We start from the raw sequence: 18,399 nt of genomic DNA, 5'->3' as shown, positions 1-18,399 counted from the left end.
TCCGGGACCCTTCAGCCGGTCGCTGTGGGCTCCGGCACATCAGGCGTAGCCGGGGACGGATCGGCCGTCGCGGTCGGCGACGGGTCCGGCCCGGTCGGCGCCGGGTCGGTCGGCGCGGCTTCCGACGGCACCGGCGTCGGCGTCGGCGGCACCGAAGGTGCTTCCGGCACCGTGCTGAACGGCTTGATGGGGGCGCCCTCCGGGCAGTACGGGTAGGTCCGCTTTGGACTTCCCTCGATTTCCGCCCGCATGGCCTCCTCGCACCACGCATGGCCGAGCCGGATCGGCCGGCCGTCCTGGTCGAGCAGCCGGGCATTCTGGATCAGCCGGCCCTGCTCGTCGTAGACGTACACGTCGCGGACCTCGGAATAGGGGTCGCTGTACGTGGGCTGGTAGTAGGTCGGCGGCGGGTCTGAGTCGACGAACGCCACGAAGCCGAAGACAGCCACCACGATCCCGGCGGCGTGCAGCCCGCGCCGCTGCCACCGGCCCAGGCGGTCGGAGCCACGCCGGCCGAGCCAGATCGAGCCGACCACGAAGGCGACGATCAGGAACAGGGTGCCGAAGATCGTGCTGTCCACGATCGGAACCAGCGACAGGCTGCCGCCGTTGACGAAGAACGCGACCAGCATCGCGGCGAGATAGCCCCGCAGCACCCACCAGGCCGGCCGCAGCAGCCGCAGGAAGTCGGAGACCTGCGAATAGCCGATCAACGGGCCGAGCCGGGTGTCGGCCGCCTTGATCTGCCCCCGGGTCCGGCGTACGACCCCGGCGATCCGGTCGTCGAGGTTGGGTGCCGGCCCCTTGACCGGGACGTTCGCGGCGGCCCGCAGTTCGGCGGCATACGCGGCCGGCGAGCCGAGCCGGTCGGCCAGCGGTCCCTCCCCCTCGGCGGCGATCTCCGCGAGATGCTCCGGCAGGTCTTCGAGCAGCTCGTCGCGAACCGCCGGTGGCAGGTCGGCGAGCGCCGCCCGCACCTGCTCCACGTAGCGAGTGATCTCCGGTCCACTAATGACGGTCATGCGGCACCTCGCTCCGCTCGGCAGCCGCACGACTGCAACCTGAGCCAACTGACTCGCTCGCTCCGCTCACTCATGCGGCACCTCGCTCCGCTCGGCAGCCGCACGACTGCAACCTGAGCCAACTGATTCCCTCGCGCGGCTCGGTCATGCCGCCATCCCCCGATCGTCCAGCAAGGTGTCCATTGTGGAGGCGAATTCGCGCCAGACCTTGGTGCTGCGGTTGAGTTGGTCGCGGCCGGCGGCGTTGAGCGAGTAGTACTTGCGGTGCGGCCCCTCTTCGCTCGGTACGACGTAGGTGGTCAGGAAACCGGACTGGAAGAGGCGGCGCAGGGTGCCGTAGACCGAGGCGTCGCCCACCTCGTCGAGCCCGGCGGCACGCAGCCGGCGCAGGATGTCGTAACCGTAGCCGTCCTCATCCCTGAGCACGGCGAGTACGGCCAGATCCAGCACGCCCTTGAGCAACTGGGTGGTGTCCACGGGCTGAACGCTACTTCGCATTACACAGTAGCGTCAACCGCGCGCTACCCGCTGGCGTGTTGCCGCTAATCTGACGCCGTGCCTGCCAACGAACTCCTCAGCCGCCTCGCCGCCGCGCCCGGCGTCTACCGGGGCCGGGGCGACGGCCCCGAAAGCGGCCCGTTCGTGGCCCGGATGGCGGTCACCTCGGCGGTGCACGGGCGGGCCCTGATCCTCGACTACGAGGCGACCAGCGACCGCGACGGCCTCCAGCACGTCGAACACACCGTGCTCGTTGTCGGCGAGGGCGGCCGGCCCGAACTCCACGTCGCCTGCCTGAAACTGCCCGGCGTGGTCCGCTTCGCGCAGACCGCACCCAACCAGTTCACGGCGTACGAGGGGCCGATGGTCGCCCGGATCACGCTCACCGTTCCGCAGCCGGGCGCGGTCAGCTACGGCTGGTGGTGGTCGCGGGACGAGGCCGAGCCGCGCGAACAGTTCCGCGCCGAGATGCGCCGCTCCGGCTGAGCCGATCCGGCGCCCGCCCAACTAGGCGAGGCTCCAGGCAATACCGTCGAGGATGTCGTGTTCGCTGGCCACCACCGAGGTCATCCCGGCCCGCTCCATGATCACCCGCAGCACCAGCGCCCCCGCACCGATCACGTCGGCCCGGCCCGGATGCATCACCGGGATCTCCATCCGCTGGGCCGCCGACCGGGTCAACAGGTCGGCCGTCACCTTCGCCACCGCCTCGTACGACACCCGGGCGTGGTGGATGCGGGCCGGGTCGTACTCGGGCAGTTCCTGCGCGATGCCGACCACGGTCGTGACCGAACCGGCCAGGCCGACCAGCGTCGCGGCCTCCCTACCCGGCACGACGGCCAGCGCCCGGTCGACCGCCTCGGCGATGTCGGCCTCGGCCGCCGCGACCTGGGCCGCGCTCGGCGGATCGCCGTGCAGGTGCCGCTCGGTCATCCGGACACAACCGATGTCGACCGAGACCGCGCTCTCGACCTCGGCACCGCCGACCACGAACTCCGTCGAACCGCCGCCGATGTCGACGACCAGGTACGGCGGCCGGGCATCGGCGGGCAGGCCGCGTACGGCCCCGGTGAACGACAGCCGTGCCTCCTCGACACCGGTCACCACCTCCGGCGCCACCCCGAGCGTGTCGAGCACCATGGCCCGGAAGTCGTCGGCGTTCGACGCGTCGCGGGACGCCGACGTGGCGCACATGCGTACCCGGTCGACGCCGAGCGACTCGATCCGCTCCGCGTAGCCGACCAGCGCCGCCCGGGTGCGCTCGATCGCCTCCGGGGCCAGCCGGCCGGTGCGGTCGACGCCCTGCCCGAGCCGCACGATCTCCATCTGCCGGATCAGGTCGACCAGCGGCGCGCCCGGCGGGGCGTCCGGCCCGGGCAGGTCGGCCACCAGGAGCCGGATCGAGTTCGTGCCGCAGTCGATCGCCGCCACTCTCGTCACGCCGCAACCCTACGAGGTCACGTCGCCCCCGGCGCGCCGGCCCGCCGTCACAGGTGCAGGAGCATCCGTACGTTGCCCAGCGTGTTCGGCTTGACCCGCTCCAGGCCGAGGAACTCGGCGACCCCCTCGTCGTACGAGCGCAGCAACTGCTCGTACACCTGGTGTGGCACCGGCGCCCCGTCGATCTCGACGAACCCGAACGAGCCGAAGAAGCGCGTCTCGAAGGTCAGCACGAAGACCCGGGCCACCCCGAGTTCGCGGGCGGTGGCCAGCAGGGCGTCGACGATCCGGTGACCGATCCGCATGCCCCGGCAGTCCGGATCGACCGCGACGGTACGGATCTCGGCCAGGTCCTCCCACATGACGTGCAGCGCGCCACAGCCGACGACCGCCCCGTCCTCGGTCCGGACCGCCACCCAGAACTCCTGGATGTCCTCGAAAAGGGTGACCGTGGCCTTGCTGAGCATCCGCCGGCCACCGCTGTAGGTGTCGATCAACCGGCGGATGACCCGCACGTCCGAGGTACGCGCCCGGCGCACGACGAAATCCATGCCCACCAAACTAGGACCGCCGGATCCGGGCCGACCCGCCGGGGCGGTCCGGAATCCCGGATTCGTGTCGGGCCCGCACCGCGAATGTCGACGGCGGCCGATCGAAGCCGACAGTGAGAACATGACAACGCCCCGCGCACCCTTCGCCGCGCGCTTCGTCGCCATCCCGGCCGCCGTCGTCCTCACCGTCGGCTCGCTCGGCTGCGGCGTCATCGACACCGTCCGGAACGTGGTGGACACCGCCGGCGTCCTGTCGGAATTCTCCGACCGGCTCGGCAAGGCAGCCGGCCTCACCTACACCGCCGAATACCGGATCGAGGGCAGCGACAGCGACACGGTCAGCTACGTGCAGCAGCCGCCGAACACCGCGACCGTCAAGGGCGACGGCCGCATGATCTTCACACCGGAACACATGATCTTCTGCGGCCCGACCGCCGGCCGGGTCACCTGCCAGAAGGCCCCCAACCACGCCGCCGCCACCGGCGATCCGACCCTGCTCGCGGGAGTGGCCGGACCCGGCTTCATCACCCCGGAGATCGCGCTCGGCATGGTCGCCCTCGCGGCGCTGGTTCCCGACGCCGACGTCGAGACCTCCGAGCGGACCATCGCCGGCCAGAAGTCGCTGTGCGCCGACGTGACCGGGATCAAGGACCCCAACGCCGCGGCCGACACGGTGGCGCAGGACTTCTCGGTCTGCGTGACCGAGTCGGGCGTACTCGCGGCGTTCAACGGCACCACCGACACGGGCGAGAATGCCTCGCTCGAACTCAGCGGCTACTCCGACCGGGTCGACGGATCCGCGTTCGCCCCGCCGGCCGGCGCGGAGATCGTCGACGTCAGTGTGATCCAGTCGTAGGCACGTCGACGCACGGGCCGCCGGTCCACCACGGTTCGACCAGTTCGAGCGTCTCGTCGCCGAACGGGTTGACGCCAGGGCCGGCGGCCAGCGCGTGGCCGAGATGCACGTGCAGGCACTTGACCCGGCCCGGCATACCGCCGGCGGACACCCCGGCGATCTCCGGCACCTCGCCGATCGCCTCCCGCCGGGTCAGGTAGTCGTGGTGGGCGGCCAGGTAGCGGGCCGCCAGCTCCGGGTCATCGGCCAGCCGCTCCGCCATCTCCTTCATCACGCCGGCCGACTCCAGCCGGCTGCACGCGGCCGTCGCCCGCGGACAGGTCAGGTAGAACAGCGTCGGGAACGGGGTGCCGTCGGCCAGCCGGGGCGTCGTCTCGACCACGTCCGGCAGCCCGCACGGACACCGGTGGGCCACCGCGCGGGTACCCCGCGGGGGCCGACCGAGCTGCGCGCCGACAGCGGCCAGGTCGGCCTCGGTCGCCGGTTCCCGCACCGGCGGCGGTACGGCCGCGGCGGCCGCTTCCGCGGGTGGCTCAACCGTCATGCCGTCTTCCTCTTGTTCGCGACTGCGGGGCTCCGCTGCGCTGCACTCCTCGCGCTCACAGCACCAGCCCTTCGTTTCACGACTGCGGGGCTCCGCTGCGCTGCACTCCTCGCGCTCACGGGTGCTGGCCTTCGTCGTTCGCCGCCTGGATGCTCGCCCACAGCGTGTCGTACCAGGGTGCGGGGTCTTCGGGCGGGCCGGCCGGCTCGACGCCGGCGTCCCGGGCCGCCCCCTCGGGATCGGTCAGGACGACCATCGGCACCTCACCCGGCATGACCATGTAGAACCGCTTCCTGGCCTCGGTCTTGACGTATTCCGGGTCCTGCCACAGCTCGGCCCGCTCGGCGAGTTCGTCGATGTGCTCGCGCTGGGCCGCCTGCGCCGCCTCGATCCGGGCGATGTCGGACTGCTGGCTGAGGTAGAGGCGTACCGGATAGGTGTAGGCCAGGGCGAGCGCGACGAGGACCGCGATCAGGACCGTCGCCCGGCCGGTGATCCGGCGCGGCTGTGGTGCGGTGGTGCGCTTGGCGGCACCGCCGGCGGCGGCCCGCCGGGCGGCGGCCGGCCGGCTGGCCGAGCGCGGCCCGTCGGTGGTCCGGCCGGTTCCCGGCGTACGGCCGGATCCGCCCCGCGCGTCGACGCGTACGCCGAAGTCACGGGCGGCCGGCCGGCCGGTGCGGCGGGTCGTGCCCCGGCCCGGTTGGCCCGGCCGGCGGGCCGGGCCCTGACCGCTTGGTGTGCGGCGCTGCGCCATCGTCGCGCCCCCTCCCCGAGGTGCTCCGTGACCCCGTGGTCGTGGCCGGCTACCCGCCGGCACCCGCCACGACCACGGGGATCGACGGGATGCTACGCAGAACGGTATCGCGGGAACGCGCCGGCTCCGGCGTAGCGCGCCGCGTCCGCCAACTCCTCCTCGATCCGCAGGAGCTGGTTGTACTTCGCGACCCGCTCGGAACGGGCCGGTGCGCCGGTCTTGATCTGGCCGCTGCCGGTGGCCACCGCCAGGTCGGCGATCGTGGTGTCCTCGGTCTCGCCGGAGCGGTGGCTCATCATGGTCCGGAAACCGTTGCGGTGGGCCAGCTCGACCGCGTCGAAGGTCTCGGTCAGCGAACCGATCTGGTTGACCTTGACCAGCACCGCGTTGGCGGCGCTCTCCGCGATGCCCCGGGCGATGCGCTGCGGGTTGGTGACGAAGAGGTCGTCGCCGACGATCTGCAGCTTGCTGCCGAGCGAGGCGGTCATCGCCGACCAGCCGGCCCAGTCGTCCTCGGCCAGCGGGTCCTCGATCGACACGATCGGGTACGCCTCGGCCAGCTTCGCGTAGTAGTTGACCATCTCGTCGGCGCTCTTCTGGGCGCTCTCGAAGACGTACGACCCGTCCTTGTAGAACTCGGTCGCGGCGACGTCGAGCGCCAGCACGATGTCGGTGCCGAGCTGGTAGCCGGCGGCCTGCACCGCCTCGGCGATCAGGTCGAGGGCGGCGGCGTTGGACGGCAGGTCAGGCGCGAAGCCACCCTCGTCGCCGAGCCCGGTGGACAGGCCCTTCTTCTTCAGGACGGCCTTGAGGGCGTGGTAGACCTCGGCGCCGGACCGCAGCGCGTCGCGGAAGGTCGGCGCGCCGATCGGGGCGATCATGAACTCCTGCACGTCGACGTTGGAGTCGGCGTGTGCCCCACCGTTGAGGATGTTCATCATCGGCACCGGCAGCAGGTGGGCGTTGGGGCCGCCCAGGTAGCGGAAGAGGCTCAGCTCGGCGCTGCTGGCCGCCGCCTTCGCCACGGCCAGCGACACGCCCAGGATCGCGTTCGCGCCCAGCTCCGACTTGTCGGCGGTGCCGTCGATGTCGAGCAGCTTCTGGTCGATCAGCCGCTGCTCGCTGGCCTCGTAGCCGAGGAGCTGCTCGACGATGCGGTCCTCGATGTTGGCGACCGCGTTCTCGACGCCCTTGCCGTTGTAGCGGTCCTTCACGCCGTCGCGCAGCTCTACCGCCTCGAACGCGCCGGTGGACGCGCCGGACGGCACGGCGGCGCGGGCGATCGTGCCGTCGTCCAGCCCGATCTCGACTTCGACGGTCGGGTTGCCGCGCGAGTCGAGAATCTCCCGGGCGACGATCCCCTCGATGGTGGCCACTGTGGTCGCTCCTCGTTGTCGGGTTCCTACGAGTCCCCTGGGCCGCTTCGGCACGGCCGGGGCTTACCGGTCGGGCCGCGACGGTGCGGCTGAGCCTACTTTCCCGCCACGGCGGCACGGCCTGGCAGCGTCCGGCCGTTGCGGTCGGCTCTGCGGCCCGGGACAGCGTGGCTGGGCGTTCACAGGCAGCGTATCGGGCGTCGGTTGGCGGCCGGGCGTCGCCTCCGGGGCCGCGGGTACGCAACCCGCATGAGTCAGCTTTCCGACATTTAGCCACCAGGGTCACATATTGCGGGAACCGGTTTGCGCGGACTTCACCCCATCGGCAAGGCTGGGGGCCATGCCCGCCCACCCGTCCCTGCCCCGCGTCCTCGTGGGATCGCTAGTCGCCGTGATGCTGCTCTCCGGGTGCCAGACGCTGGGCGACGCCGGGCAGGTGATCGACCGCGCCGAGCTGGTGAACGACCTCGCCGCCCGGCTCGACCGGTCCACCGAGCTGACGTACTCGGCCGACTACCAGATCGCCGGCGGCCAGACGGCGAGCATCGTCCAGGCACAGAAGCCGGTCCGGGCCGCCTACACCTATCCCGGCGGCAAGCTCACCGTCACCGACGAGGCGACCGTCATCTGCGTCACCGAGGACCGCACCACCTGCACCATCACGCCGCCGCCGTCGCCGAGCGCCAAGCCCGCCATCACGGTCTTCCAGAACGCGGGCAACCAGGGGCTGGTCACCCCGACCATGGTGATCAACATGCTGACCACGGCCGCGCTCGACCCGGACGCGGTCATCGAGCAGACCGACACCACGGTCGCCGGCCGGCACGCCACCTGCGTCAAGGTCGGCGAGGTGGCCGCGTCGGACTTCACCGCCTGCGTCACCACCGAGGGCGTCCTCGGCAGTTTCCGCGGGGTGGTCGAGGGCAAGCCGGTCGAACTCGCGATGAGCCGGCTGCGCGACGCGGTCGACCCGGACGCCTTCGAGGTGCCCGCCGAGGCCACTGTCGTCGACCGGCGCGCCGGCCACCCATGACCGTGCCGCCGCCACGCCCGCCGGTCGGGTCCGTGGTGCGTGGGCGGTTCGTCCCCGACGCCCTGGGCACCGGTCCCGCCCTGCCGGACGATCTCTGCCTGCTGGTCGACGGCCGGAAGCTGCTGGTCGGCGCGGCGGGCGGGTTTCCCGCCGTACGCGACCTGCCCGCCGGCACCGAGTGGATCCCGCTCGGCACCCTCGACGGCGCCCGGGTCTGGGCCGGCGTGCCGGCCGGGTCCGAAACCGCCCCGGCCGCCCACCCCCCGACCACCGGCACCGGCCGGGACGGCGCCCGCCCCGAGCCCGCCGGGGACGGCCTCGGTCACTGGCTGGGCTGGCCGGCGCTCGCCGCCGAACTGGGCGAGCCCTACGCCGCACTCGCCAGCCGGGCGCTGCAGGTGATGACCTGGCGGCGCACCCACCGGTTCTGCGGCGCCTGCGCGACCGAACTGGCCGACGTGCCCGGCGAGCACGCACGCCGCTGCCCGTCCTGCTCGCTCTACGTGCCGATGCAACTCTCCCCCGCCATCCTGGCCGCGATCCGAAGGCCCGGCCCGGCCGGCGGTGCCGACGAACTGTTGCTGGTCCGGCACACGTACGGGCCGACCGACATCTGGGCGCTGGTCGCCGGGTTCGTCGAGGCCGGCGAGTCGCTCGAAGAGGCGGTGCACCGGGAGGTCGGCGAGGAGGTCGGACTCACCGTCGACCGGGTCACCTACTTCGGCAGCCAACCGTGGGCGATGTCCGGTCCCGGGGTGGTGCTCGCCGGCTTCCACGCGGTCTGCGCCGCCGACGCCGAACCGGTCGTCGACGGCACCGAACTCGCCGACGCCCGCTGGTTCCCGCTCGACCGGCTGCCGACGGAGATCCCGCCGGCGTACTCGATCTCCCGCTGGCTGATCGACGACGCCATCAGGCGGCCAAGATCCGCGTGATCAGGGAGTTCGTACCCCGGCACGCCGGCGACACGCTCGATTCGATCCCTGATCACGCGGATCTTGGGTGGGTCAGACGTCCAGCAGGGTGCGGAGGTGGCGAGGTGGGGGCGAGCCGTGCGCGAGCATCGCGTCGTGCCACTCGCGCCGGGTCCGGCCGGCCGGCCGCCGCGCGCCGATCTCGGCGACCTCGGTGTAGCCGACGAAGTACGTCGAGAGCTGGGTCGAGGTGAGCAGGGACCGCCGCCACTTGCCGGCCGCCTCGCCCTCCTCCTGGAATCCCGGCCCGGTCATCAGCGCCATCCCGTCGGCCTCGGACAGGTCCTCGCAGTGCACGAGCTGGTCGAGGATCGCGTTGATCGACATACGCAGCCGCATCTTGAGCTGCTGGAGCCGCACCGGCAGGCCGCCGTACCCGAGTTCGGTCATCACCTGCTCGGCGTAGACCGCCCAGCCCTCCACGAACGGACCCGACCAGCCGAGCGCCCGGACCCGGGTCGTGCCACGGAACCGCCGGGCGTGGGCCAGTTGCAGGAAGTGGCCGGGCATCGCCTCGTGGACGGTCAGGTTCTCGATCATGTGGTTGTTGTATTCGCGGTAGAACGACTCGACCCGCTCCGCCGGCCAGTCCGACGGTGGGGGCGCGATGCAGTAGAGGGTCGGCACGTCGGCGGTCTCCAGCGGGCCGGGCGGGTCGCAGTACGCGACCGCGACGCCCCGGGCGAACTCCGGCATCAACTGGATGACGCACGGATCGGTCACCGGCGACACCACGTCGTGACCGGCAACGAACTCCGTCGTCGCGGCCAGCGACCGGGCCGCCGCGGCCACGATCGACGCGTCGTCGGGGTGCTCGGCGCCGAGCCGGTCCAGGGCCCGCCGTACGGTCTCGTCGGTGGCCGGCCCACCGACCAGCTCGGCCGCTGCCGCGCGCAACTCCTCCCCCGCCTCCGCCAGGTGGGCCCGCGCCCGGCGCAGCACCTCGGCGGCGGGCAGCTCGGTGTCGAGGGTGTGCCAGGGCCGGGCCTCCCACAGCCGCCGGCCGAGCCGCGGATCGCGGCCCGGACCGCGGTCGACCCGGAGCCAGGCGGAGAAGTCCTCCAGCGCGGTGACCGCGTCGCGGGCGACCGGTTCCAGCCGGGCGCGCAGGCCGGGCGCCTGGTCGAGCAGCGCCGGCAGCTCGTCGCGGACCAGCGCCGCCGTGCCGGCGAACTGGCCGGCGGCGGTCTCGGCGTGGATACGCGGCACGTCCCGCAGGGTCGCCCGGGCCGTCGCGAGGGCGTCGGGTACGGCGGCGAGCCGGCCGGCGAGGCTCGCCAGCCGTACGTCGACCGGGGCGAACGGGCGGGCCAGCAGCGCGTAGAGCAGCGGCCCGGGGTTGTGCTTCAGCGGGTCCCACTCGTGGGTGCGTACCTCGGTCAGTTCGAACGTCTGGCGCTCGACGAGGGCGGTCAGGATGGCGTGGTCGACCTGTTCCTGCCGGTCGAGGGGGTCGACGTCGACCTCGGCGAGCGCGTTGCCGGCCTCGCGCAGCATGGCGAGCCGGGCGGCGACACCGTCGGTGGACAGGTCGGGCAGCCGGTCGTCGGCCCGATGGTCACCGGCGGACGAGGCGAGGGCGGGGTCACTGTCGAGGAGCGCTTCGACGATCCGGTCGGCGAGCGGAGCGAACTGCGGCATCCCGCCAACCTACGACAACCGCCGCGTGCCCCGCCGCCCTCCACGATCCCCGTGATCAGGGAGCTGTTCGGACGGGTCGCCGGCGTGTCGCGGCCCCGGCCCGATCAGACGGAACCCTCGGCGGCGCGTACCGCCTCGGCGTAGGCGAGCGCCGTCCGGCGCAGGGCCGCCTCCGCGTCCAGCCCCTCGGCCCGCGCCCGCGCCACGATCGCCAGCAGTTCCACTCCCAGGCCGTGCTCGGCGACCGACGCGTCCGGCGCCGCCGCCTCGGCGGCGGGCTCGGGGACCGGGCCACCGGTCGGCAGCGGCACCGCGACGCCGGCCCGTTCCGCCCGTTGCAGGATCTTCGCGGCCAGGGCCAGCGCCGGCTGGGCGAGCGCGATCCCGTCCATGGCCGAACCACGGGCCTTCTCCGCCCGCTTGATCTGCTCCCAGTTGTCGACGATCTCGTCGATGTCCTCGACCGTGCGGCCGGCGAAGACGTGCGGATTGCGGCGGATCATCTTCTCCACCAGGCCGCCGGCCACGTCGTCGACGTTCCACCTCTCGCCCTCGGGCCGCTCCTGCGCGAGCCGGGCGTGCAGCACCACCTGGAGCAGGACGTCGCCCAGCTCCTCGCGCAACGCGTCCAGGTCACCGGCCTCGATCGCGTCGTACGCCTCGTAGCACTCCTCGAGCAGGAACTGGGCCAGGCTGGCATGCGTCTGCGCCCGCTTCCACGGGTCGCCGCCTGGTGACGCCAGCCGGTCCATCACGGCCACCGCGTCCAGCAGCCGGGCCCCGGGCGGGTCCCACGAGCCGTACATCAGCTCCAGCTCGGCCAGGCCGGGTTCGCGGACCAGGCGCAGCCCCAGCTCGCGGGCCAGCGCCTGGTCACCGGCCGGGCCGGCGAGCCAGACCACCGTACGGCCGGCACCGGCGACCGCCAGCAGGTCGGCCGCCGGGTCCTCGGTGACGGTGACCTCGGCGCCCGCCGCGCGCACCGCCGTGACCATCTCGCCGTCCGCCCCGGCGAAGACCGGATTGGCGCGTACGACGTCCCACGCCGCCGCCGTCAGCAGACCGGCCGGCAGGCGGGGCGAGGTGACCAGCAGTACGATCCGCGCCATGCGGTCAGCGGTTGATGACCGCGGGCTCGGCGGTCTTCGCCTCGAACGGCAGGATCACCAGCGGCTGCGGCTGCCCGTCGGGGCCCTGGAAGGTGACCAGCGCGAGCTGGGCCGGGGCATACCGGGGGTTGACCGTCGCGTCGACCTTCCGCACCTGCGCGAAGACCTCGTCGCGCAGGCCGATGCTCTGCGACAGCGTCTGGCGGTCCTGCGTGCCGAGGGTGGCGACGAACTCCTCGAAGGTCGGCGCCGGGTCGCGGAAGCCGCCACCCTTCGCCAGCCGGTCGTAGACGTCGCGCAGGTCGGCCTCGCTCGGCTCGACCGGCTGCGAGGCGCCGACCAGCGCCTGCACGTAGCCCTCGTATTCGGCGAACCGCTGGGTGAACTCCGCGGTCGGCGGCAGCCGGAGCTGCTGCACGACCTGCTCGACCGCGATCGGGGTCGCGGTCAGGCCCTTCTCCCGGGCGAGCCCGCCGAGCACGTCGATGCCGAGCAGGGTCACCACGATGTCCTGCCGGGTGATCGGCAGGGTGACCTCGGTCGGGGTCGGCCCCTCGGTCTGCTCCGGCTGGGCGGCCCGCTGCTGCTCGATCACGGCGGTCAACTGGTCGAGCGCGTCGTTATAGAGCGCGTCGACCCGCTTCTCGGTGATGTGGCCGTCGCCGACGTACGCGGCGACGCCCGGCTGCGACCGGCAGGCGGTCATCCCGCCGAGTCCAAGGGCGGCAATGACTGCTATCGACACCAGACGACGGGCACGCTGCATGGTCGACACTCTCTCACGCGTTCTCGGGGCGGGCCCCGGCCGGGTCGCCGAGGACATCCTTGAGCAACTGGGCGCACCAGTCCAGTAGCGCCTGGTCGCGCAGTGGCTCGCCGCCGATCCGGCGGGTGGTCGGCCGGGGCACGCTGACCTGGTCGGTCGCCGACTTGTAGACCGAGTCCGGGTGGTAGCGCTTGAGCCGCATCTGCTTGGAGTCCGGCAGTGGCAGCGGGCCGAACCGCAGGTGCCGGCCCTGCAACGAGACGTCGGTCAGGCCGTACGCGCGGGCCAGCAGCCGGAACCGGGCCACCGCGACCAGGTTCTGCACCGGCTCCGGCGGGGTGCCGTAGCGGTCGGTCATCTCGGCGACCACCTCGCGCAGCCGGGCGTCGTCGCGGGCCTCGGCGAGCTTGCGGTACATCTCCAGACGCAGCCGCTCCACGCCGACGTAGTCGTGCGGCAGGTGCGCGTCGACCGGCAGATCGATCTTGACGTCGACCTCCTCCTCCGGCCGCTCGCCCTTGAACTGCTGCACCGCCTCGCCGACCATCCGGACGTAGAGGTCGAAGCCGACCCCCTCGATGTGCCCGGACTGCTCGCCGCCGAGCAGGTTGCCGGCGCCCCGGATCTCCAGGTCCTTCATCGCCACGTACATGCCGGCGCCGAGTTCGGTGTGCTGGGCGATGGTGGCCAGCCGCTCGTGCGCGTGCTCGGTCAGCGGCTTCTCCGGCGGGTAGAGGAAGTAGGCGTACGCCCGCTCCCGGCCCCGGCCGACCCGGCCCCGGATCTGGTGCAGCTGGGCCAGGCCGAGCAGGTCGGCCCGCTCCACGATCAGCGTGTTCGCGTTCGGGATGTCGATGCCCGACTCGACGATCGTGGTGCAGACCAGTACGTCGTACTCCTTCTCCCAGAAGCCGACCATGACCTTCTCCAGGGCGTCCTCGCCCATCTGGCCGTGCGCCACCGCGACCCGGGCCTCCGGCACCAGCTCACGCAGCCGGCGGGCCGCCCGGTCGATCGACTCGACCCGATTGTGCAGGTAGAAGACCTGGCCGTCGCGGAGCAGCTCGCGGTGGATCGACGCGGCGACCTGCTTGTCGTCGTACGCCCCGACGAACGTCAGCACCGGGTGCCGCTCCTCCGGCGGGGTGGCGATCGTCGACATCTCCCGGATGCCGGTGATCGCCATCTCCAGGGTGCGCGGGATCGGGGTGGCCGACATGGTCAGCACGTCGACCGCCGTACGCAGCGTCTTCAGGTGTTCCTTGTGCTCGACGCCGAAACGCTGCTCCTCGTCGACGATGACCATGCCGAGCTGCTTGAACCGGGTCGCCGACTGGAGCAGCCGGTGGGTGCCGATGACGATGTCGGCGCTGCCCTCCGCGGCGGCGGTCAGCGTCTGCTCGGCCTCCTTCGGCGTCTGGAACCGGGACAGTTGCCGGATCTGGACCGGGAACTGGCTCATCCGCTCGGCGAACGTGTTGTAGTGCTGCTGGGCGAGCAGCGTCGTCGGCACCAGCACCGCCACCTGCTTGCCGTCCTGCACCGCCTTGAACGCCGCCCGTACCGCGATCTCGGTCTTGCCGTAGCCGACGTCGCCGCAGATCAGCCGGTCCATCGGCGCCTGCTGCTCCATGTCCCGCTTGACCTCTTCGATCGCGGCGAGCTGGTCCGGCGTCTCGGTGTAGGGGAACGCGTCCTCCAACTCCCGCTGCCACGGGGTGTCCGGCCCGTACGCGTGGCCCTTGGACGCCTTGCGGGCGGCGTAGAGCTGGATGAGCTGGGCGGCGATCTCGCGGACCGCCTTGCGGGCCCGGGCCTTGGCCTTCTGCCAGTCCGAGCCACCCATCTTGTGCAGGGTGGGCTGTTCGCCGCCGACGTAGCGGGAGAGCTGGTCGAGCTGGTCGGTGGGGACGAAGAGCCGATCACCCGGCTGACCGCGCTTCGAGGCGGCGTACTCGATGACCAGGTATTCGCGTTCGGCGCCGTTGACGGTGCGCTGCACCAGTTCGACGTAGCGGCCGATGCCGTGCTGCTCGTGCACCACGTGGTCGCCGGCCTTCAGCTCCAGCGGGTCGATGGTGTTGCGCCGCCGGCTCGGCATCTTGCGCATGTCGCGGGTCGACGCGCCCCGGCCGCCGGTGACGTCGTTGCCGGTGAGTACGGCGAGCCGGGCCGCCTCGTCGACGAAGCCGTGGTTGAGCGCGCCGCAGGCGACGACGAGGTGGCCGGCGGCCGGCGGCTGCTCGATCGTCTCGGTGAGCACCGCGCCGAGCCCGGCGTCGCGCAGCACCTCGACCGACCGCTGTGCCGGACCGTGGCCCTCGAAGACCAGCGCGACCGCCCAGCCGTCGCCGACCCAGCGCTTCAGGTCGTCGACGACCCGGCCGGTGTCGCCGTGGTAGAGCTGGGTCGGGTGGGCGGCGAGGGTGACCGCGTCACTCGTGTCCGGGGTGACGGCCACCTCCTCCGGCTCGTCCAGCCACGGCTGCGGTTCGCCGGCCGCCGCCTCGCCCTCGACCAGGCCGAACGGCGCCACCGACCACCACGGCTGGCGCAGCGTGGCGGCGGTGGCGCGCACCTCGGCCAGCGTCCGGAACGCGGCCGCGCCCAGGTCGATCGGGGCCTGGCCGCCGACCGCGGCCGCCGCCCAGCTCGCCTCCAGGAACTCCGCCGACGTACGGACCAGGTCGTGGGCGCGGGTCCGGATCCGTTCCGGGTCGCAGAGCAGTACGTGGGTGCCGGCCGGCATCCGGTGCAGCAGCAGCTCCATCGCGCCGGTGCCATCGAGCAGGGCCGGGGCCAGCGACTCCATCCCCTCCACCGGGATGCCCTCGGCCAGCTTCTCCAGGATCTCCGCCAGCTCCGGGTGCTGCTCGGCCAGCTCGGCCGCCCGGGCCCGGACCTTCGGGGTGAGCAGCAGTTCCCGGCACGGCGGGGCGTGCAGCCGGTCGACCGCCTCGATCGTGCGCTGGTCGGCGACGGCGAAGGTGCGGATCTCCTCGATCTCGTCGCCCCAGAACTCGACCCGCGACGGGTGCTCGTCGACCGGCGGGAAGACGTCGAGGATGCCGCCCCGCACGGCGAACTCTCCGCGCTTGGTGACCAGGTCGACCCGGGCGTACGCCAGGTCGGTCAGCCGCCGGACGATGTCGTCGAGCGACGCCTCGCCCTTCACGGCAAGCTCGACCGGCTCCAGGTCACCGAGCCCCTTGAGCTGCGGCTGGAGCACCGACCGTACGGGGGCGACGACCACCTTCAGCGGGTCGCCCAGTTCGGGGTGGGTGAGCCGGCGCAGGATCGCCAGCCGCCGGCCGACGGTGTCCGACCGCGGCGACAGCCGCTCGTGCGGCAGCGTCTCCCACGACGGGAACACCGCCACCTGCTCCGGCGGCAGCAGGCTGTGCAGCGCGGCGGCCAGGTCGTCGGCCTCCCGGCTGGTCGCGGTGACCGCCAGCACCGGCCGGTCCGCCCCGCCGCGGTCGGCCGTGGCGGCCATCGCGGCCACGACGAACGGGCGCAGCGCCGGCGGTGCCGTCACGTCGAGGTCGTCGGCCTGGCCGAAGCCGGCCCGGGCCAGGTCACGGGCACGGGCGAGCCCCTTGTCGCCGAGGGCGGCGGTGAGCAGACCGGAGAGCATCATGGGACGTCACTTCCTCGCGTGGCACGGGGAGGCACCGGATCGTGGAGGCACGCGCGAGCGCCCCCGCGCCCGGTAGGGGCGGGGGTCGAAGCGTGCCCGACCAGCCTATCCCCGCCGGATCCGGGACCGCCGCACGATAACCGCTTGCCCCGTGCCCGTACCTCTGATCGGCTTCCTCGATGGCTGAACAGTGGCGGGTACGGTTCGACGCCGAGGTGACCTTCACCAATGGTGGCGGGCTGCGTACCGAGGACTTCCGGCTCGACATCCCGGGGTCGGACATCAGCGACGACGATCTCGCCGCGCTCTTCGTACGGCACCTGGGGCTGCTCATGGTCGCCGAGGTACGGATCAGCGGAAAGACCCTGCTCCGCGAGGCGCATCGAGGTGGTCGCGGCACCGGCACCACCGCCGCTGCCGGGAGTGGGCGGGGCGGGCGGCGGCTGGTCGAACTGAGCCACGTCATCCACGACGGCATGACGACGCTGCCCGGGTGGCCCGGCCCGGTGATCGACGAGTGGCTGTCACGCGAGGCGTCCCGGGCCCGCTACGCCGAGGGCGTCGAGTTCCACGTCGCCCGGATCACCATGATCGGCAACACGGGTACGTACGTCGACACGCCCGCACACCGCTATGCCGGCACACCCGATCTCTCCGGCGTCGGGCTCGACCGACTCGCCGACCTGCCCGGTCTCGTCGTACGCGTCCCGGACGGGGTACGTGCCATCGACCGGCTGCTGCTCGCCCCGTACGAGGTGACCGGCCGGGCGGTGCTGCTGCACACCGGTTGGGACGCGCACTTCGGCACCGAGCGGTACGGCGGCCCGGATCACCCGTACCTCTCCGGGGACGGGGCGCGGTGGCTGGTCGAGCAGGGTGCGGCGCTGGTCGGCATCGACTCGTTGAACATCGACGACTCCTCCCCCGCCGCCGGCGGGCAGCGGCCGGCGCACAGCGCACTGCTGGCCGCCGGCATCCCGATCGTCGAGCACCTGCGTGGCCTCGACCAGCTTCCGCCGGAGGGCTTCCGCTTCACCGCGGCGCCACCGATGGTCGCCGGGATGGGCACCCTCCCCGTACGCGCCTTCGCCGTCGTGCCCTGACCGTCGGCGGCAGCAGGGCCGTCCGGCGGGCGGGCAGCAGGGCCGTCCGGCGGGCGGGCAGCAGGGCCGTCCGGCGGGCGGCATGCTCGTCGGATGCCGCGCACCGCCCGGGTTCCGCGAGAGTTGGCCTTTCTCCCCTTCCTCGGCAGTCGGGCCGTCGCCGACGGACTCCTCACCAGGGACATGCTGCGCGGCGCCGCCTGGCGCCGGCTGCTGCCTGACGTCTATGTGCTCGCCGCCGGCTACCGTCCGGAGGACCACCGGATGTGGTGTGAGGCCGTCGCGCTGACCCTGCCGCCCGGTGCGGCCTTCTGTGGGCTCAGCGCGGCCTACCTCTGGGGAGTCGATCTCCTTGATCGACAAACTCCGGTGTCCGTGGCGCTGCCGAGCGGGGTCCGGCGCCGGCGACACCCACGAATCCGGTACGGCTATCCACGGCTGGCTCCCGGCGATCACGACCACCTGGCCGGGCTCCCGGTCACCACGCCCGCCCGCACCGCGTACGACCTCGGCCGGCAGGCTTCCATGACGGAAAGCGTCGTCGCTGTCGACGCATTGCTTGCCCGGCGACTCGTCCGAGTCAACCAACTCACCGAGTACGCCGCCGCGCGGCGACGCTGGCCCGGCGTGGACAGGTTCAGGCGGGCTCTCGCCTTCGCCGATCCGCTGAGCGGATCCCCGATGGAGACCCGGCTCCGGCTCACCCTTGTCAGAGGTGGCCTCCCGGCTCCGGTGCTCCAGTTCGAGATCCACGACGGGCAGGGCAGATTCGTGGGCCGCGTCGACTTCGCCTACCCGCGGTGGCGTATCGCAATCGAATACGAAGGTGACCACCACCGAGAACGCTCACAGTTCCGCCGGGATGTCGCCCGACTGAACGCGCTGCGGGCGCAGGGTTGGCTCGTCCTCCGGTTCACCGCCGACGACGTGGTCCGGCAACCGGCGCGGCTGCTCGCTCTGGTCTCTCAGGCGATCCAAGAACGCCGCCAGACCGCACCGCCGGGCACGAACTGAGCGTGGGAGGGGTTATCCGGCGGTGATAACCCCTCCCACGCTCAGTTCGTGGCCGGGCTGCGGCGGCAGCGGACGGCA

Annotated in this window: 17 protein-coding genes; 6 read left to right on the top strand and 11 right to left on the bottom strand. The window is 72.6% G+C overall.

What is annotated here, in order from left to right; translation table 11 throughout:
* Positions 1-11 precede the first annotated feature (11 nt).
* Both AB0M79_RS20480 and AB0M79_RS20475 read right to left on the bottom strand, forming a co-directional pair.
* Positions 12-1,022 carry a hypothetical protein gene (locus tag AB0M79_RS20480; RefSeq protein WP_364215836.1) on the bottom strand — a complete coding sequence of 337 codons (1,011 nt, stop codon included), beginning with the start codon at positions 1,020-1,022 and terminating at the stop codon, positions 12-14.
* A gap of 144 nt (positions 1,023-1,166) precedes the next feature.
* A complete protein-coding gene (locus AB0M79_RS20475) occupies positions 1,167-1,499 on the bottom strand; it encodes a PadR family transcriptional regulator (RefSeq protein WP_364215833.1) in 333 nt (110 codons plus the stop codon).
* Between the two features lie 78 nt (positions 1,500-1,577).
* On the opposite strand from AB0M79_RS20475, the gene AB0M79_RS20470 reads away from it, so the two are divergent.
* Positions 1,578-2,006: a hypothetical protein gene (locus AB0M79_RS20470; RefSeq protein ID WP_357533881.1), complete on the top strand. Its 429-nt coding sequence runs from the start codon at positions 1,578-1,580 to the stop codon at positions 2,004-2,006.
* A 21-nt stretch (positions 2,007-2,027) separates the two neighbouring features.
* Here the strand turns inward: AB0M79_RS20470 and AB0M79_RS20465 are convergent, their stop codons facing one another.
* Complete coding sequence (locus AB0M79_RS20465; RefSeq protein WP_364216223.1) at positions 2,028-2,951, bottom strand: Ppx/GppA phosphatase family protein; 924 nt, start codon at positions 2,949-2,951, stop codon at positions 2,028-2,030.
* A gap of 56 nt (positions 2,952-3,007) precedes the next feature.
* Positions 3,008-3,511: an amino-acid N-acetyltransferase gene (locus AB0M79_RS20460; protein ID WP_357533884.1), complete on the bottom strand. Its 504-nt coding sequence runs from the start codon at positions 3,509-3,511 to the stop codon at positions 3,008-3,010.
* Between the two features lie 121 nt (positions 3,512-3,632).
* On the opposite strand from AB0M79_RS20460, the gene AB0M79_RS20455 reads away from it, so the two are divergent.
* Positions 3,633-4,367, top strand: coding sequence for a hypothetical protein (locus AB0M79_RS20455; RefSeq protein WP_364215829.1), 735 nt, complete (start codon positions 3,633-3,635; stop codon positions 4,365-4,367).
* Here AB0M79_RS20455 and AB0M79_RS20450 read toward each other — a convergent pair.
* The 3 genes from AB0M79_RS20450 to eno all read right to left on the bottom strand — a co-directional run bounded on the left by AB0M79_RS20450 (position 4,348) and on the right by eno (position 7,041).
* Entirely contained in the window at positions 4,348-4,911 is a 564-nt protein-coding gene (locus AB0M79_RS20450; RefSeq protein ID WP_364215826.1) for a DUF501 domain-containing protein, read from the bottom strand. The two genes, AB0M79_RS20455 and AB0M79_RS20450, sit on opposite strands and share 20 nt — an antisense overlap.
* A gap of 115 nt (positions 4,912-5,026) precedes the next feature.
* The gene (locus tag AB0M79_RS20445) at positions 5,027-5,665 is read right to left on the bottom strand and encodes a septum formation initiator family protein (protein WP_364215823.1); all 639 of its coding nucleotides are present in this window, start codon (positions 5,663-5,665) and stop codon (positions 5,027-5,029) included.
* A 92-nt stretch (positions 5,666-5,757) separates the two neighbouring features.
* Positions 5,758-7,041 (bottom strand): phosphopyruvate hydratase, encoded by a 1,284-nt coding sequence (gene eno, locus AB0M79_RS20440; RefSeq protein WP_357533892.1) that lies wholly within the window; start codon positions 7,039-7,041, stop codon positions 5,758-5,760.
* Positions 7,042-7,381: 340 nt separating this feature from the next.
* Between eno and AB0M79_RS20435 the strand changes: the two genes are divergently transcribed.
* Both AB0M79_RS20435 and nudC read left to right on the top strand, forming a co-directional pair.
* On the top strand, positions 7,382-8,074 hold the full coding sequence (locus AB0M79_RS20435) for a hypothetical protein (protein WP_364215819.1): 693 nt from the start codon (positions 7,382-7,384) through the stop codon (positions 8,072-8,074).
* Between the two features lie 32 nt (positions 8,075-8,106).
* Complete coding sequence (gene nudC, locus AB0M79_RS20430) at positions 8,107-9,009, top strand: NAD(+) diphosphatase (RefSeq protein ID WP_364215816.1); 903 nt, start codon at positions 8,107-8,109, stop codon at positions 9,007-9,009.
* Positions 9,010-9,081: 72 nt separating this feature from the next.
* On the opposite strand, the gene AB0M79_RS20425 is transcribed toward nudC, so the two are convergent.
* The 4 genes from AB0M79_RS20425 to mfd form a co-directional block, all read right to left on the bottom strand.
* Positions 9,082-10,689: a DUF885 domain-containing protein gene (locus tag AB0M79_RS20425; RefSeq protein ID WP_364215813.1), complete on the bottom strand. Its 1,608-nt coding sequence runs from the start codon at positions 10,687-10,689 to the stop codon at positions 9,082-9,084.
* A 104-nt stretch (positions 10,690-10,793) separates the two neighbouring features.
* Positions 10,794-11,798 carry a nucleoside triphosphate pyrophosphohydrolase gene (locus AB0M79_RS20420; RefSeq protein ID WP_364215810.1) on the bottom strand — a complete coding sequence of 335 codons (1,005 nt, stop codon included), beginning with the start codon at positions 11,796-11,798 and terminating at the stop codon, positions 10,794-10,796.
* Positions 11,799-11,802: 4 nt separating this feature from the next.
* The gene (locus AB0M79_RS20415) at positions 11,803-12,504 is read right to left on the bottom strand and encodes a hypothetical protein (protein ID WP_364215807.1); all 702 of its coding nucleotides are present in this window, start codon (positions 12,502-12,504) and stop codon (positions 11,803-11,805) included.
* Between the two features lie 73 nt (positions 12,505-12,577).
* Positions 12,578-16,201 (bottom strand): transcription-repair coupling factor, encoded by a 3,624-nt coding sequence (mfd, locus tag AB0M79_RS20410; RefSeq protein ID WP_364216220.1) that lies wholly within the window; start codon positions 16,199-16,201, stop codon positions 12,578-12,580.
* Positions 16,202-16,383: 182 nt separating this feature from the next.
* On the opposite strand from mfd, the gene AB0M79_RS20405 reads away from it, so the two are divergent.
* Together AB0M79_RS20405 and AB0M79_RS20400 are read left to right on the top strand one after the other, a co-directional pair.
* Positions 16,384-17,307, top strand: coding sequence for a cyclase family protein (locus AB0M79_RS20405; protein WP_364215804.1), 924 nt, complete (start codon positions 16,384-16,386; stop codon positions 17,305-17,307).
* 93 nt (positions 17,308-17,400) lie between these two features.
* A complete protein-coding gene (locus AB0M79_RS20400) occupies positions 17,401-18,321 on the top strand; it encodes a DUF559 domain-containing protein (protein WP_364215801.1) in 921 nt (306 codons plus the stop codon).
* Positions 18,322-18,399 lie beyond the last annotated feature (78 nt).

Origin of the sequence: Polymorphospora sp. NPDC051019, from assembly GCF_040683055.1 — a bacterium.
Lineage (GTDB): Bacteria > Actinomycetota > Actinomycetes > Mycobacteriales > Micromonosporaceae > Polymorphospora > Polymorphospora lycopeni.
Note: the sequence above shows the minus strand (reverse complement) of the source record. Positions and strands in the feature narration are given on the sequence as shown.

Bases quoted from the DNA above. Each gene is read 5' to 3' on its own strand.
- mfd (WP_364216220.1), bottom strand. From the start codon at position 16,201: ATGCTCTCCGGTCTGCTCACCGCCGCCCTCGGCGACAAGGGGCTCGCC.
- AB0M79_RS20425 (WP_364215813.1), bottom strand. From the start codon at position 10,689: ATGCCGCAGTTCGCTCCGCTCGCCGACCGGATCGTCGAAGCGCTCCTC.
- AB0M79_RS20445 (WP_364215823.1), bottom strand. From the start codon at position 5,665: ATGGCGCAGCGCCGCACACCAAGCGGTCAGGGCCCGGCCCGCCGGCCG.
- AB0M79_RS20460 (WP_357533884.1), bottom strand. From the start codon at position 3,511: ATGGATTTCGTCGTGCGCCGGGCGCGTACCTCGGACGTGCGGGTCATC.
- AB0M79_RS20435 (WP_364215819.1), top strand. From the start codon at position 7,382: ATGCCCGCCCACCCGTCCCTGCCCCGCGTCCTCGTGGGATCGCTAGTC.
- AB0M79_RS20415 (WP_364215807.1), bottom strand. From the start codon at position 12,504: ATGACCGCCTGCCGGTCGCAGCCGGGCGTCGCCGCGTACGTCGGCGAC.
- AB0M79_RS20450 (WP_364215826.1), bottom strand. From the start codon at position 4,911: ATGACGGTTGAGCCACCCGCGGAAGCGGCCGCCGCGGCCGTACCGCCG.
- AB0M79_RS20405 (WP_364215804.1), top strand. From the start codon at position 16,384: ATGGCTGAACAGTGGCGGGTACGGTTCGACGCCGAGGTGACCTTCACC.
- AB0M79_RS20420 (WP_364215810.1), bottom strand. From the start codon at position 11,798: ATGGCGCGGATCGTACTGCTGGTCACCTCGCCCCGCCTGCCGGCCGGT.
- AB0M79_RS20455 (WP_364215829.1), top strand. From the start codon at position 3,633: ATGACAACGCCCCGCGCACCCTTCGCCGCGCGCTTCGTCGCCATCCCG.
- AB0M79_RS20480 (WP_364215836.1), bottom strand. From the start codon at position 1,022: ATGACCGTCATTAGTGGACCGGAGATCACTCGCTACGTGGAGCAGGTG.
- AB0M79_RS20400 (WP_364215801.1), top strand. From the start codon at position 17,401: ATGCCGCGCACCGCCCGGGTTCCGCGAGAGTTGGCCTTTCTCCCCTTC.